Source organism: Microcoleus vaginatus HSN003, assembly GCF_022701255.1.
GTDB classification, from domain to species: domain Bacteria; phylum Cyanobacteriota; class Cyanobacteriia; order Cyanobacteriales; family Microcoleaceae; genus Microcoleus; species Microcoleus vaginatus_B.
Map to the genome: position 1 here is coordinate 3,575,224 of NZ_CP031705.1, position 14,223 is coordinate 3,589,446.

A 14,223-nucleotide genomic window follows, 5' to 3' on the forward strand; every position below is an offset into this window, starting at 1 on the left:
AATAAGCTATTTGATGGGAGTCGTTCGCGCGGACATACTCGAATAAATATACTGGGCTACTACCTGTAGTAGGTGGGTATACTATGTTCTATAAAACTCTAATTACCTAAAACAAAATGATTAACTAGCTACAGAATTTATTGAGAGAATCTATCGATAAAGTCTCAGATTTTCCCTACGTAATACTTTTCGGGACGGTAAATACTCGATTTGTTGAATACGCCACTCTAATCTTTACTGAGGCCCTGATTTCTCCTGACTCCTAAAAGTGGCTAACTCTGCGTGAGTTTGGCAAGCTTCGCTTAACTCAATGTAATCTAAGATATTGGAAATTACCTGAGAAAGGTGGATAGCCGAACGGTGAGCTTCTTGGATAAAATCTCTCTCCTCGATCGGGTCGTCAGCTTGGTCGTCTATGGTTAGTTGTAGATAGCCGATGATGTGATTTAGGGGGGTGCGGAGCTCGTGGGACGCCTTCAACAAAAATTGCTTTTTGAGCTGAGATAGTCCTTGTACTCGCTTGCTGCGCTCTTGGTACAGGGTGGCGAGGGCGATCGCACTTCCTACTTGATCGGCAAGTTCTTGTGCGAATTCAATCTGGCATTGAGTCCAAGGTCGATCGGCATTACCCTTCCCAGACGATCGGCTTTCGCACCGATGCAAGCTAATTATGCCGTTAGGTTGCTCTTGATAAGCGGTAGCCACGACTAGCAACGACTGCGGCCCAAAAGGGTCATTGGCTGCAAAGGACTCTACTACCACCGGTTCGAGGGTGGCTAGAGCTTGAAGGAAATGAGGTGCTGCTGTGAGCGAGATTTCCATTCCCAGCATCGGTAAAAATGGTTCTTGGCAGTATTCAGCACCTACTTTGACTTGCAGGCTAGAACTTTCATAGGGACAAAGGATACAGCGGCTGACGCCTAGTGTTTCTCCCAGACTGTTAACTGTTTGCTGCCAGATGGTATTGAGATCCAAGGTTCGACGAATATTTCTGCCAATTTGGAGTAAAAGCTTTTGCGATTGAGCTGATATTTGCTGATTCATAGCAACCCTTTTTCTACTAGACTGGCAAAAGTTTACCACTCCGGCAACAGAGCAGGAATTTACTTAATTTGCCAGACGGCCGCCCTCGGACTTATGGATTACGTAATTCTACTTAAATATTGCCACAGGTCGTCAAACATTACTAAGTAGTTGCGGAGTCTTTACAAGATCTTTATGATTTTCACATAGAAGGGAGAGCGTCCTGTTTTCTTAAAAACCCTTTACAGTAGGGGATTGGGAAGCTGAATTAGTGCTAAAAGTAGGCATTAAGTTCTTGTAAAGTTGGCGGTTTGTGGGGGTTTACTAGGACGTGTGAACTGCCAGCCGACAGATTAAAGATGAGCTGTTATCCGTATGCCCCGGATTTGATTTATGCTAATTCTGGGTGGGGATCGGAAGTGGCGTGGGTGATCAATATGAGTGCAAAACTCCCAGGGAGGGAGCTGGGCGACGCATAAAAGTCAAAATTGATACGCTGGTGGGCGATCGAACTGTGTTGGTAGGATAATTACCAATTATCGATGACCTTTATTCACGCAACGGAACTTACGAAGACAGGAATATAGCAATTTTTAAGTGAGTAAGGTACAGTTTGATAATTGGTAATTGGTAAGAAAGCTAGCGAGTACCTCACGAAAGTTGAGAACCGCTATAGCAGTTTTTTTTCGGCTTCCTGATTCGCTCTTGCTTCTTAATTTTTGCTGATTCCTGATTCCTGATTCCTTCAACGTCCCGATGACCAATTACTGATGATCAATTACCGATGATTAATTTTTAAATAGTGGTTCTTGATAAAGCGGCACAGTAAAAGTAACAGTCGATCCGAGTCCTTCCCCCATACTGTAAAAATTTACTGTACCGCCCATTGCTTCTACCAGTTTTTGAGAAATAGCCAATCCCAAACCTGTGCCGCCGTATTGCCTGGTACGATCGCCGTCCACCTGAAAAAACGACTCAAATAATTTATCTTGCTTGTCGAGAGAAACCCCAATCCCAGTATCAGCAACTCGGATTTTCACCATTCCGGGGAACTGCAGGTTGTTAAGAGTCACCTTTTTCTTAATAACTTCAGCACTGATACGAATTCCCCCTTCCCCGGTAAATTTAATTGCATTGCCCGTGAGGTTCAAGATTACTTGAAGCAGGCGTTGGTAGTTGCCATACAAAATAATCTCGTCCTCCACAGCGGGTTTTTGGATTTGAAATTGCAATCGCTTTTGCTCGACTTGAACCCGTGTAAAATTCTCAACTTGTTGCAACAGTTCACCGAGTTTGACGGGAGCGAGGTCTAACTCCATTTTGCCCGCTTCGATTTTAGCGATATCCAAAATATCGTTAATCACATTGAACAAATGTACTGCGGAGCGGTAAGCTTCTTCGATAAATTGGTGCGCTTCTTCGGGGTCATCTGCCATGCCGTCCACAAGCAGTTTTAGGAAGCCGAGGATGCCGTTGAGGGGGGTGCGGAGTTCATGAGAAGTATTAGCAAGAAATTGACTTTTAAGTTGGGAAAGAGCCACGGCTTCGGCGCGGGCCTGTTCTAATTCTTGGTAAAGTGTAGCGTGGGCGATCGCACTGCCGACTTGAGCTACTAACTCGCGGGCGAATTCGAGTTCGACATGACTCCATTTCGGGGAACTGCCGCAGCGGTGCAAACATATCAGTGCATTGGGTTGGTCTTCATAGGAGGTAGCTGCTACGAGCACCGAATGGCGCTGGAAGGGATCGGCGGCGGGGGAGGCGTAATCGACTGCTACTGGTTTTAAGGTGGCTAAAGTTTGAATCCACCCTGGCTGTTCGGCTGCGCGCAGTTCTAATCCCAGCATAGAAGAGTAAGCTTCTTGGCGGTATTCAGCTACTACTTTAAAAGTTTTTGATTGGAGATTTTCGATTTGAGTGGGGGAAATCCGGAGCGAGGGGTTCCTAGCTATTGACTGTTGTAATTCGGCTGCTGCGGTCGATTTTTGCTGATTTTCCGAGGCAAGGAAGGGGGAGGTTTCGAGATTTTCGCTGTCTTTTTTGTAGGAACAGATGATGCAGCGACTCGCGTTCAAAACTTGCCCCAAGCTGTTAACAGTTTGCTGCCAAATAGTGTCGAGATCGAGGGTTTTGTGCAGGTTTTGAGCGATTTGGGAGATGATTTTACGGTCGATTTCCGAGTAGGGAGGGAGCGATCGAGCGGGGATACGGCTCGCTGGAAGCGACATTTGTTGGCGGGCGTCCCAGGGGGATGGCACAGCTCGATAGAGCATAAATTCTGGGGAGTCTGGCCGTTTGTCTGTGGGTTTGTCAGACAGCAACCTTCCCATAACTAAGACTTTTGCAGCTTTGCCGTTTGAGTCGATCGCCGGAGTAAGTGTCATATCGAAGAGAAAATATTGTCCGGCGTGGCCAAATGGATAGCTGAACCGTTGCGGTACGAGGGTTTCGAGCGCTCGCCGCAGGATATCGAGATAAGGCGCAGGGGGGATGGGTTGCAGGGTTTCGCTGAGGGGGCGATCGACAATTTGTTCTGCTGTAAGGTTGTACTGCTCGGCTTTTTGCCAATAAAAAGATAGATATCGACCAGAGGCGTCTTGGGTAAATACTAATTCTGCCCCTAACTCTTGAAAAAAAACTGTAGAGGCGAGGCTCGATCGCCGGAAATCTGTGTTAGAGTCCATCAGAGTAGGGGATGAAAGTAGTTCGGATTTTGGAGTATTGAGTTTTTAATAAAGAACTCAATACTCTCCATTGTTTGGGGCTTCTACTGTTAATTTTTGAGTTATTAATCACTTAAAAAGTTGTTGGCTTTTTAATTAAAATATTAATCGCTCAAAAACCACAATTTGCAAAAACTTTAGGCTTCTACTATTGACTTTTGACTGATTAATGAACTCATCAAATATTAATTATTTAATTCTGAACTCAACTCAAAACTCAAAACTATTCGTTCTCGGCCGTTTTGGGTAATTTAAAGATAAAAATTAAGATTGAGAAATTAGGAATCTGCACCGATTAACTATCAAGTGTGAAAATTACGCCAAAATATGAGGCTGCGAACAACTCTAGTCAGGGAATGGCTCACGCATTTTTTCCCTCACCTGAAATAGTTCCGAGGTTGTGATTTAGCCGAGTTCACTTGCCCACCACCTGTAGCTTTAGCCACGAAATCTGCAGGAGATCGCCCGCGCGATCTAAATTTCACAGCCCGCAGATTTGCGCGCGCCGTCTACGGCCAGAGCACCTCAGTCGTTCCATTCACCACGCGGCGGGACTGGGGGGTTGCGGCGCAAACCCAGAGCCAGTTCGTCTTCGCGGCGCTCACCTCTGAGCCACTGCTTGATTGCTGTTTCAATGACTTTACTGGGGTCATTCGTCAAGTGCTTAATTTGGTCTAGCAGTTCAGAATCGATATGGATAGACAGTTCGACTTTTTCTGACGAACTGTGGGAAGGTATTCTTGATTCGCTCATAGTTAAAAATCCTAGTTTTAATTCTTAAGTTTCAATTCTTTTCAGGACAACCGACTGGACTAGATATTTGAAGTCCCTGATTTGCACCCAACCTTTCCTCAACCGCTTAACCGCTTTCTGTACAATGAGAGAGAGAAAAGTTTTTTCCTTTTGGGTGTCCTGGCTCGGTCGGACACTTGAAAGGCTAATAACTGATACTCTTGAGGTTTGCCTCAGTTGTGGTTTCATCTCAATCCCCAGTAAGAGGTTGAAGTAAGCACTCGACTCTTGCTTGTGTAATCATACAACAAAAAGTATCCTTTGCCGATTAGCTCTTAGATAAAAAACATGACTAACGTCCCTGTATCTCGCATTCGTAATTTTTCGATTATTGCTCACATCGACCACGGAAAATCGACCTTGGCCGATCGCCTGTTGCAGGCGACTGGGACTGTGCAGGCACGGGAGATGAAGGAGCAGTTTTTAGACAATATGGATCTCGAACGCGAACGCGGCATTACGATCAAGCTGCAAGCGGCTCGGATGAATTATACTGCCAAGGACGGTCAGGAGTACGTGCTGAATCTGATCGACACTCCCGGACACGTGGACTTTTCTTACGAGGTGTCGCGATCGCTCGCTGCTTGCGAAGGGGCGCTGCTGGTGGTAGACGCATCTCAAGGCGTGGAAGCACAAACCCTGGCAAATGTCTACCTTGCCTTGGGAAACAATTTGGAAATTATTCCAGTTTTAAATAAAATTGACCTGCCGGGGGCAGAACCGGAACGGGTAAAAGGGGAAATTGAAGAAATTATCGGTCTGGACTGTAGCGGGGCGATTGAGGCTTCGGCGAAGGAAGGAATTGGTATAGATGAGATTTTGGAGTCGATCGTCGAATTGGTGCCACCGCCGCAGGATACTGTTGACAAACCGCTGCGGGCGCTAATTTTTGACAGTTATTACGACGCTTATCGCGGGGTAATTGTGTATTTCCGGGTGATGGACGGAAGTGTCAAAAAGGGCGATCGAGTTTTGTTGATGGTTTCGGGTAAGGAATATGTCATCGATGAATTAGGCATCCTTTCACCGACTCAAGTTCAAGTAGACGAACTGCACGCCGGGGAAGTTGGTTATCTGGGCGCGGCAATTAAAGCCGTAGCTGATGCTCGCGTTGGCGATACGATTACTTTGGTCAAAAAGCCTGCACCGGAGCCTTGGCCGGGTTATACAGAAGCAAAACCGATGGTTTTTTGCGGCTTGTTCCCGATCGATGCTGACCAATTTCCCGATTTGCGGGAAGCTTTAGAAAAACTCGAACTCAACGATGCGGCGCTTTCTTACGAACCGGAAACTTCAAGTGCAATGGGATTTGGTTTCCGCTGCGGTTTCTTGGGTTTGCTGCACATGGAAATTGTGCAAGAAAGACTGGAGAGAGAATACAATTTGGATTTGATTGTTACGGCTCCTTCTGTGGTTTATCAAATCACAACAATTAAAGGGGAAGTGTTAACAATTGACAATCCCAGCCACTTGCCCGATCCTCAGTATCGCGAGAAAATTGAGGAACCTTATGTGCGGGTAGAAATGCTGTCGCCGGAAACTTATGTGGGCGCGCTGATGGAACTGTCTCAAAGTCGCCGGGGCATTTTTATGGATATGAAGTATCTGAGTCAAGGCCGAACTACGCTGGTTTACGAGTTGCCTTTGGCGGAGGTGGTGACGGACTTTTTTGACCAGATGAAATCGCGATCGCGCGGCTATGCGAGCATGGAGTATCACCTCATCGGTTATCGCGAAAATCCGTTAGTGAAAATGGACATTTTAATTAATGGCGATCCGGTTGATGCTTTGGCGATGATCGTACACCGCGATAAGGCTTACAATGTGGGCCGCGGGTTGACGGAAAAACTGAAGGAGTTGATTCCTCGCCATCAATTTAAGGTGCCGATTCAAGCGACAATTGGTGCGAAGGTGATTGCTTCGGAGCACATTCCGGCTTTGCGGAAGGATGTGTTGGCGAAGTGTTACGGTGGCGATATTTCGCGGAAGAAGAAGTTGCTGCAAAAGCAGGCGAAGGGTAAGAAGCGGATGAAGTCTGTGGGTACTGTGGATGTGCCGCAGGAAGCTTTTATGGCTGTGCTGAAGCTCGATCGAGATTCGTAATCTGTGTGGCTTTTTGTCAGGAACAGGCTTTCGGGCCTGTTGCACAAAGAGTGAGTTTTATTGTGGGACGGGCATCTTGCCCGTCCCTAAAAGGCTTAAATTAAAATGGTGTAAAATGTCGGGTATAATTATCGAAATGTTATTTAATCATGTTAAATCTAAAGCTTCCCGAACAAAGGCGAAAACTTTACATTGAAATTGCACTGCGTAGATGTCGTCCCGGTAACGGCAGCAGTCGAGAGTTTCTGAAAAAAAGAACCTGGAAGCATCCCCTGACAAACATTAAAAAATTATTCAAAAGACTCTGTTTGTCGTAGTAGGAGGGATTGCTACGCGCCTCTATATGCCTGAACGAATGACCGAGGATGTGGATATTTTAGTATTAACTGAGGATGCTGCTAATCTTTATCGAGAATTAGAACAAGCTGGTAGCCGAAGAACGGGAAAACTTAGCATTGGGGCCAGCACTTGGGAATTGCCTGATGGTACTTATTTGGATGTAATTGAATCAAGGGATTCTTGGGTACGAGAGGCAATTAGAAATCCAAATAATGCCCCGGATGGGTTGCCAATTATCGGATTGCCTTATTTGGTTTTGATGAAACTAAAAGCTAGTCGCGGTATAGATCTAGGCGATTCTAACGCGGATTTTGGGAGGGGCTGATGAAACTGCTTTGCCGTTGGTAAGAAGGGCTGTACAAGATTTCCTTCCTGATGCTGTGGAAGATTTAGAAAGTTTAATTGTTTTGGGAAAGTTAGAAATAGGTGAGTAAATGCTTTGTTGCAACTCGCGCCGAATTTCATCTACAACTTTGCGATCGCTCAAATCGCGATGCCACCAGTGGCTACAGCCATCTTGACAATATTTGCAGTACCTGCGCGCATCGGCAATTGCCAATAAACTCATTAACAGGAAAAAGGTTTTGATAGATTCTGAGGGCGGCAGTTTCAAAAGCTTTGCCATTTGTTCTTTTAATCGCCCTCTACTCAGCAACACACAAGGGGTGTAAGTTGGGCGAAGTTTTGATTTGGCAATAGCTAGGGAAACATCTTCTTCTCGCGCCCCTGCTTGGAGGGTCATGTAGGATAGCCGCTGCAATATTTCCTGCTGGGATTCGGTTGGGAAGCTTAAAAACCAGTTTTTTGCATCTTCGTGGCTAATTAATTCTTGTTGAATTTGATTGATTCTAATTTCATCGGCTAGATTCATTTGCCTCTCCTAAGTCGGGCTCAAATATAACGTGAGGTTCTCCTGAGATGAGGGGGCCAGTAAAAATATCGATTCCCGTTTCTCGACCTGAACTATTAATTTCGCCGCCACTTGTACCGCGAGGGACGGAACTGCGAGCGGAATGCCGCTGGCGAGAGTTACCTAACATTATATAGTCCCAGTCAGAAGTTGGCGTACTTGTCCCGTTTGCTCGACTGCCAACAACTATGATTGTTTGTTTTGTGCGATCGGCTGCATTCTGAATTCTCCTGGCATCTTCTGGACATATGCCTGCTGCTTGCCATGTTTTTACACCTCTCATTTAATGAATATTAGCATTGCAGTAGGCGAGTTTTTTCGCACTTCTCGATTTAAAATTTAAGCACGATAAATCAAGTTTTAGTTTCAGTCATCTGTTGAGTTGAGCTTGCCGGATGTTTTTGCTTGGTCGATCGCCTCTTGAATCAGAAGGTAGACAAAGTTGGAGATCGATCGCTTTTCGATATCGCACAACTTTTCGATATCCTTTTTAGCCTGTGTTGGCAAAACCACTGAAATCCTCTCGCTGTCGCTCATGCCCTGCAATCTGTTGGAAGTTTCCCCTATTGTGACACCTCGCCCGTCCAGCTTGCAATGGGCGATCGTCGGTCGCTATCGCAGCCGGATGCGGAGGGACATCTTCAGTTGTTTCGGCAACGAGTGCCCAACATCCGATTTGAAGTGGTGTTTGATTTACCCTCTCGCCGAGGATAACTTTTTGAGGGAGGGTTTTTGATAAGTTAACTGTCAAATTATCGAGGGCGATCGCACTTTTGGACATGAAGGGCGATCGCACTTAATTACGAGATAGCCGAAGCAGGAGCAATTTCGCGGAGTGGCATCAGGAATTCTTGCTTTTCTTCGAGGGTGATATAGCCACCATTTAGAGCCATTTCCATAAGTTGTTCGACAAATTCCTTTGACTCTGTTATGACTTGAGTTTTATTCAGTTCAAAATGTTGATTTCTGGATTTTAGGGTAAACTGGTTTGGAGATAAATATCCAAAGTTTTTTAAATTGCAGCTAATTCGATCCTTGGCTAAGGGCTGTAATTCCAGAGTGATGCAAACACTTTCAACAAATTCTATGTTGATGGGTTTTCCTTGGGATAACTCACTCAGTTTTTTGGGGAGTTCATCTTCTAGCAGCATACAGATATCGGGGTCTAAAAAAACGTTTAGTTTTTCTTCACCGATTTCTATTGAGACTAGACGATCGCATTCAAAGCAAAATAGTTTCAGACCTAGTTCAAAATGCGAAAGTTCTCCTAATGTGTCATCTGGTGCGTCAGCATATTTTTCGCCATTAGGTTCTTCTAGGTGAATTGTAAAATTGCTATAGTTATTCATCATCATCGCTCCTATCTAATGAGGACAGCGTAGCATCATTGAGAACAGGATAAGCAGATTTGAATGTTCCATCTGGTTTCCTTTTAATAAAAGCATGGGTAACATTTTCAATTATTGTTCCATCTGGATAGTGAACTTTCCCAATAGAACGCTTGAAATTTATAATGTAACGACCGGGATATTTCGGTGTGACTTGTTCAGCTTTTACCCAGTCTTGAGCATTTAGCCACTGGCCTTGAGGCTGATTTTTTGATGCCGCCCTGCCTCTAAAATTAAGGGGTTTCAGTTTTGGGCCATGATGGCGATCAATATGGTCGTAGGCTTTGATGGATTTTGGATTATGCCACTGAGGTTCTACTCCACTGCCTCTCCAGTCACAACCACTTCCTACTTCAATCGTTTGGTCTATTATATCCTGTTCTATAACTTCTGGAGTGTCTTCAGAAGTATCTCTGCCATTATTCAAAATAATTGGTTGACTCCTAAATGGTATTTGATTGATGATTATACCATTAACTAATTTTAGGAGGGCGATCGCACTTTTGGACATGAAGGGCGATCGCCATTTTGCAAATAAACTATCAGAGATTACTCATTATCATCATCATCATCATTATTTTGAACTACCTTACTACTTAAAAGTCCGAAAATCGCACCCACACCCATATTCCAAGTGCTATTGCAAGTCTCAAAAATGCGAGCTTGTTGGGGAGATGGCTGATCTTCGGTACTAATTCGTAAAGAGACTCCTCCAGAAAGTAAGGTAAAAAAGATAACAGTGGCGAAGACGTACTGGAAAGGAGAGGGAGATTGAGGAAAAGTGTTTTTACGAGTCATTTTAGTAGATTTGGGTTTAGCAGGTGTGATATTTGGTTTAGCTTTCATGATTGCTACTTTCTTATTGGAGATGTTTTAATCTTAAAGGGGAAAAGCTTGAAAGTCAGCCTGTGTATAGGTTTCAATTAGTATGAGTTTGGTATGCGTTTGGTATGCGTTTGGTATGCGTTTGGTTGGCGATCGCTTGCTACAATACTTAAAAGGTTTGTAATTTGGCTATGCCACAACCAACGCTCAAAGCATCCCAGGCAGGAATCGAAAAAGCACAAATAGCTCTCACAGACAAAGGCTGGAGTCGCCAAGACTTAGCTGATTGTGTTGTGATAGGGGAGGGCAAAAAGTCACAGACAGGCATCGGTCTTGGTAGAGTTAATAATTTTTTCAACTGTAAGGGTGTCAAGCCCCAGTATTTTGTGGCAATTTGCAAGGCTTTAGGATTGGATTGGCAAGAAATTCGAGAACCCAATGGAACGCCATCGCCCCAAAACTCATTACCAAATGACAATCCAATAGCAGAATTAGAACAGCTAAATATCAACCACAATAATCCCTTTATTCCCCAGCATGGCAAGATAGACGATCAGAAATTTTTCTTTGGCAGAGAAAGGGAAATTCGGCGGGTGTTCGAGACGCTGAATAGTGGCAGTAGCGTAGCAATCATTGGCGAAAGAGCGATCGGCAAAAGTTCTCTCCTACAAGCCATTTACCAAAAAGCACCTAATCAACTCCATTCTCCACGCCAACCCATTTACCTGAATTTGCAAAATGTTCGCGATGAAGATGACTTTTATGGTGCTTTGTGCAGCTTAGTGAGTATCGAGACAGCAAAAGGATATTTACTACAACGGGCTTTAGAATCGCACCGATTGCTGTTGCTTTTAGATGAAGTCGAGAAAATGACCTGGGATGGATTTACTAACCAAGTACGCGGCCAATTGCGGGGTTTGGCGGAGGGAAATAACGCACCTTTGCGTCTAGTTGTCGCCGCCTGCACCTCTCTCGATACGCTGTTTCCTGACAGTCAAGATAAAAATATGACATCTCCTTTTAAAGGGATTTGTATTGAGGAAAATCTGACGCAATGGGATGAAAGAATCAGCCGCGAATTTATTGTTAGTCGCCTCCAGGCTTCCTGGTTAACACCTGTTGCTCAGCCCGTGAATTTTACTGAGAAAGAAATTGCGGAGTTAATTGCTGAAAGTGGCGGCTATCCTCAGAAATTGATGCAGTTGTGCTATCAAACTTATGCTGGTTATATCAACTAGGACTTAAACATGGGGGCCCAGAAACCGGGTTTTTTACGAAAATATTTCGTTAGAACATCGCAGATTCGGTAAAAAACCCGGTTTCTCACCACCCGTGCGTAAGTCCTGTTTATTCATCCCCACTTATTTATGAGTCAAAACGATCGCCCTGTTCCTCGGTTAGATTTAGCTCCCAAACTGAAGCGTTCTCTTTCTTTGTGGAATCCTTTAGATTACCTGCGATTGTTATATTGGGTGTTTTTCTTTCCTCAAGCTGTGCGGTGGTATGAGTCTACTTTTGGGGGTAAATCTAATTTACAAGACGCCAAAACCTGGCGAGAAAAGTGGGACTGGTTGCGTCAAAATTCCGTCCAGCGTCAGTTAATTCTACAAGCCTTGATGTTAATCATTGTTATCCCCGTAGGCTTGAGTAGACTTTTCGAGGAAATAGGCGTTTCTATCGATTGGTCTGGCGTGGCGTTGGGCGTGGCGTGGGGCGTGGCGTTCGGCGTGGCGTGGGGCGTGGCGTGGGGCGTGGCGCGGGCCGTGGCGTCCGGCCTGGCGTTGGGCGTGGCGTTGGGCGTGGTGTGGGGCGTGGGATCCGGCCTGGCGTCCGGCGTGGCGTGGGGCCTGGGGTGGGGCGTGGCGTCCGGCCTGGCGTGGAGCGTGCCGTTGGGCGTGGCGTCCGGCGTGGCGTTGGGCGTGGCGCCCGGCGTGGCGTTGGGCGTGGCGTCCGGCGTGGCGTTGGGCGTGGCGTCCGGCGTGGCGTTGGGCGTGGCGTCCGGCGTGGCGTCCGGCGTGGCGTTGGGCGTGGCGTTCGGCCTGGCGATCGCCACGCCGATCGCACGTCCTGAAAATTGGCTTTTCGCTTTACCGTTTACCCTACTCCAGCGTCAACAGCAAAATAGACAATTTCCCCACATTACCCCACTTCCCCTTCCCTACCTATCTTCGCAAATAGCTAATTGGCTGAGGCGGGATTGGGAAACAGGATTGCATAACATTAACCAATTACTAGGATTTACCCTTCAGTTTATCCCTGTTGTTAAAGCTGTAAATCGTGTACTGGCAGAGACACCAAAAGACCAACTTATCTATCGCGTCGCTCAATTATCAGAAGATCCTTATGATTGGAAGTTGGTGCGTTTTGCCTCAGCTTCTCTAAGTGAAGGAATGAAGTCAGAAGCAGTAGCAGGTTTTTTCATCACCGCACCTTGGCCACAACAAATTCAAGCTCTTTTTCAAACAGAAATTCGTTTAAATACTCCTGCCCGTGCCTCTGCCGCTGGTTTTTGGTATCTCCACGAGCAAAAAGCAGAGAAAGCCACAGAAGCTTTCGCTGTAGTGCGAGATCTGCTTTATGGAGACGAGATGTTTACCTTAGCGCAGATTCTCACAGATTTTCACCAAACAGGAGAACTAGCCGAGATTGCTTTCCTGAAACTGCCTGCTTCCCCAAATCCACCTCTGCTGCGTGAGACTTCTTGGACAGCAATTGCCTCTCTACGGCGGGTAATTGCCGATGTTCAAGTCGTCCACAATAGCGTATCTCGTTCTGCCCGTTCCCTTGCCCTCAACCGAGCATTAGGTGAGCTTGAAACTATCCTCGATACTCCAGATATTATACCACAATGTGAACGAAATTTAATTATTCAAACTGCCCAAAAATGGCAACAAATATTACTGCAAGTGACCGGAAAAATCGGAGATATTTCGATTACTCAACCTGTCAGTATCCCCTATATAATTGGCGATCCAGTTCAAGGCAAGCTATTTGTCGGCCGCGAAGACATCATCAGACAGCTAGAGGAGTTGTGGGTAAAAGGCAATCCGCTTCAATCTGTGGCTCTCTACGGTCATCGGCGGATGGGAAAAACTTCGATTTTGTTGAATGCTAGCAACTGCTTAGGCTCCAAAGTACAGGTAGCTTATGTCAATTTGCTGCGGGTAGGAGATTGCTCTCAAGGAGTCGGCGAACTGCTAATATTCATCACCGATGCCATTGCCAAAACAGTCAAAATTGCACCTCCTGCCGATCGCGATTTACTCGATTTACCCTATGTCACTTTTGGACGCTACATCGAACAAGTAATAGCAAATGTAGAAAGTGGATTGATCGTTGCTTTAGACGAGTTTGAAAAAATAGAAGAATTGATAGACGCTGGGAACATCAATCAAGATTTTATCGGTTTTTTGCGAGGGATGGTGCAAATGAGTTCTAAAGTAGCCTTTGTTTTTGCCGGATTGCACACCTTGGATGAAATGACCGAGGATTATTTCAATCCTTTTTTTGCTAGCATTATTCCCATCCGAGTAGGTTTCCTGAGTCTAGGTGCAACTCGCCAAGTTTTAGCCAATCCCGATGATGATTTTCTCCTCGACTACAAACCTGAAGCACTCGATCGCATTTATGAACTAACTCACGGCCAACCCTACCTCACGCAATTGGTAGGATTTCTGTTAGTCCGCCTCTACAACGACCAAGTATTTGAAATGGGACGCCCCCGCGATCCAATGTTTACACTAGAAGACGTAGCAACTGTCATCAATGACCCGGAATTCTTCAGCCGAGGTCGCTACTATTTTACAGGAGTTTGGGGTCAAGCAGCGCAAGGCGCATCGGGACAACAGGAGATTTTAAAAGCCTTAGCACCTCACTTAGAAGGAATGAATCTCGACAGGCTGAGTCAAGAAACAGGGATGGATGAGACCATTTTACAGGAAGCACTAAAAACTCTCGAACGCCACGATGTGGTTCGAGAAAGTGATGGTTGCTACAGTATTACTGTCGAACTATTCCGCCGCTGGGTTGAGATGTCATGGGGAGGGAAGGGATAGTTAGTTATCCCTTTGAGGATTCGGCGGTTGAAACCAATCCTACACCAACTCTCGTCCCAGCAGAG

General features: G+C 45.7%; 14 protein-coding genes. 4 read left to right on the forward strand and 10 right to left on the reverse strand.

What is annotated here, in order from left to right:
• Positions 1 to 234 precede the first annotated feature (234 nt).
• The 3 genes from D0A37_RS15490 to D0A37_RS15500 form a co-directional block, all read right to left on the reverse strand.
• Positions 235 to 1,044, reverse strand: coding sequence for a GAF domain-containing sensor histidine kinase (locus D0A37_RS15490; protein ID WP_242715635.1), 810 nt, complete (start codon positions 1,042 to 1,044; stop codon positions 235 to 237).
• A gap of 767 nt (positions 1,045 to 1,811) precedes the next feature.
• Positions 1,812 to 3,707, reverse strand: a complete 1,896-nt coding sequence (locus tag D0A37_RS15495; RefSeq protein ID WP_242715637.1) for an ATP-binding protein — start codon at positions 3,705 to 3,707, stop codon at positions 1,812 to 1,814.
• A 564-nt stretch (positions 3,708 to 4,271) separates the two neighbouring features.
• Positions 4,272 to 4,499: a type II toxin-antitoxin system CcdA family antitoxin gene (locus tag D0A37_RS15500; protein WP_006632513.1), complete on the reverse strand. Its 228-nt coding sequence runs from the start codon at positions 4,497 to 4,499 to the stop codon at positions 4,272 to 4,274.
• A 327-nt stretch (positions 4,500 to 4,826) separates the two neighbouring features.
• On the opposite strand from D0A37_RS15500, the gene lepA reads away from it, so the two are divergent.
• Both lepA and D0A37_RS15510 read left to right on the forward strand, forming a co-directional pair.
• Positions 4,827 to 6,641, forward strand: coding sequence for a translation elongation factor 4 (gene lepA / locus D0A37_RS15505; RefSeq protein WP_242715639.1), 1,815 nt, complete (start codon positions 4,827 to 4,829; stop codon positions 6,639 to 6,641).
• 343 nt (positions 6,642 to 6,984) lie between these two features.
• Positions 6,985 to 7,305: a hypothetical protein gene (locus D0A37_RS15510; protein ID WP_242715640.1), complete on the forward strand. Its 321-nt coding sequence runs from the start codon at positions 6,985 to 6,987 to the stop codon at positions 7,303 to 7,305.
• On the opposite strand, the gene D0A37_RS15515 is transcribed toward D0A37_RS15510, so the two are convergent.
• From D0A37_RS15515 to D0A37_RS15545, 7 genes are all read right to left on the reverse strand, one after another.
• A complete protein-coding gene (locus tag D0A37_RS15515; protein ID WP_242715642.1) occupies positions 7,270 to 7,851 on the reverse strand; it encodes a DUF5958 family protein in 582 nt (193 codons plus the stop codon). The two genes, D0A37_RS15510 and D0A37_RS15515, sit on opposite strands and share 36 nt — an antisense overlap.
• Positions 7,835 to 8,173, reverse strand: a complete 339-nt coding sequence (locus tag D0A37_RS15520) for a nucleotidyltransferase domain-containing protein (protein ID WP_242715644.1) — start codon at positions 8,171 to 8,173, stop codon at positions 7,835 to 7,837. Before D0A37_RS15520 ends, D0A37_RS15515 begins: the two co-directional genes overlap by 17 nt.
• A gap of 83 nt (positions 8,174 to 8,256) precedes the next feature.
• Positions 8,257 to 8,403, reverse strand: a complete 147-nt coding sequence (locus tag D0A37_RS15525) for a ribbon-helix-helix domain-containing protein (protein WP_242715646.1) — start codon at positions 8,401 to 8,403, stop codon at positions 8,257 to 8,259.
• On the reverse strand, positions 8,381 to 8,686 hold the full coding sequence (locus tag D0A37_RS15530; RefSeq protein WP_242715648.1) for a hypothetical protein: 306 nt from the start codon (positions 8,684 to 8,686) through the stop codon (positions 8,381 to 8,383). The genes D0A37_RS15525 and D0A37_RS15530 overlap by 23 nt, the downstream gene beginning before the upstream one ends.
• A gap of 4 nt (positions 8,687 to 8,690) precedes the next feature.
• On the reverse strand, positions 8,691 to 9,245 hold the full coding sequence (locus tag D0A37_RS15535) for a hypothetical protein (RefSeq protein ID WP_242715650.1): 555 nt from the start codon (positions 9,243 to 9,245) through the stop codon (positions 8,691 to 8,693).
• Positions 9,232 to 9,789, reverse strand: a complete 558-nt coding sequence (locus tag D0A37_RS15540; RefSeq protein ID WP_242715652.1) for a hypothetical protein — start codon at positions 9,787 to 9,789, stop codon at positions 9,232 to 9,234. The genes D0A37_RS15535 and D0A37_RS15540 overlap by 14 nt, the downstream gene beginning before the upstream one ends.
• Before the next feature lie 38 nt (positions 9,790 to 9,827).
• On the reverse strand, positions 9,828 to 10,124 hold the full coding sequence (locus tag D0A37_RS15545; protein ID WP_242715654.1) for a hypothetical protein: 297 nt from the start codon (positions 10,122 to 10,124) through the stop codon (positions 9,828 to 9,830).
• Positions 10,125 to 10,294: 170 nt separating this feature from the next.
• Here D0A37_RS15545 and D0A37_RS15550 point away from each other — a divergent pair, with 170 nt between their 5' ends.
• Both D0A37_RS15550 and D0A37_RS15555 read left to right on the forward strand, forming a co-directional pair.
• Positions 10,295 to 11,341, forward strand: a complete 1,047-nt coding sequence (locus D0A37_RS15550) for an AAA family ATPase (RefSeq protein WP_242715656.1) — start codon at positions 10,295 to 10,297, stop codon at positions 11,339 to 11,341.
• A gap of 129 nt (positions 11,342 to 11,470) precedes the next feature.
• Positions 11,471 to 14,158, forward strand: coding sequence for an ATP-binding protein (locus D0A37_RS15555; RefSeq protein WP_242715658.1), 2,688 nt, complete (start codon positions 11,471 to 11,473; stop codon positions 14,156 to 14,158).
• Positions 14,159 to 14,223: the final 65 nt, after the last annotated feature.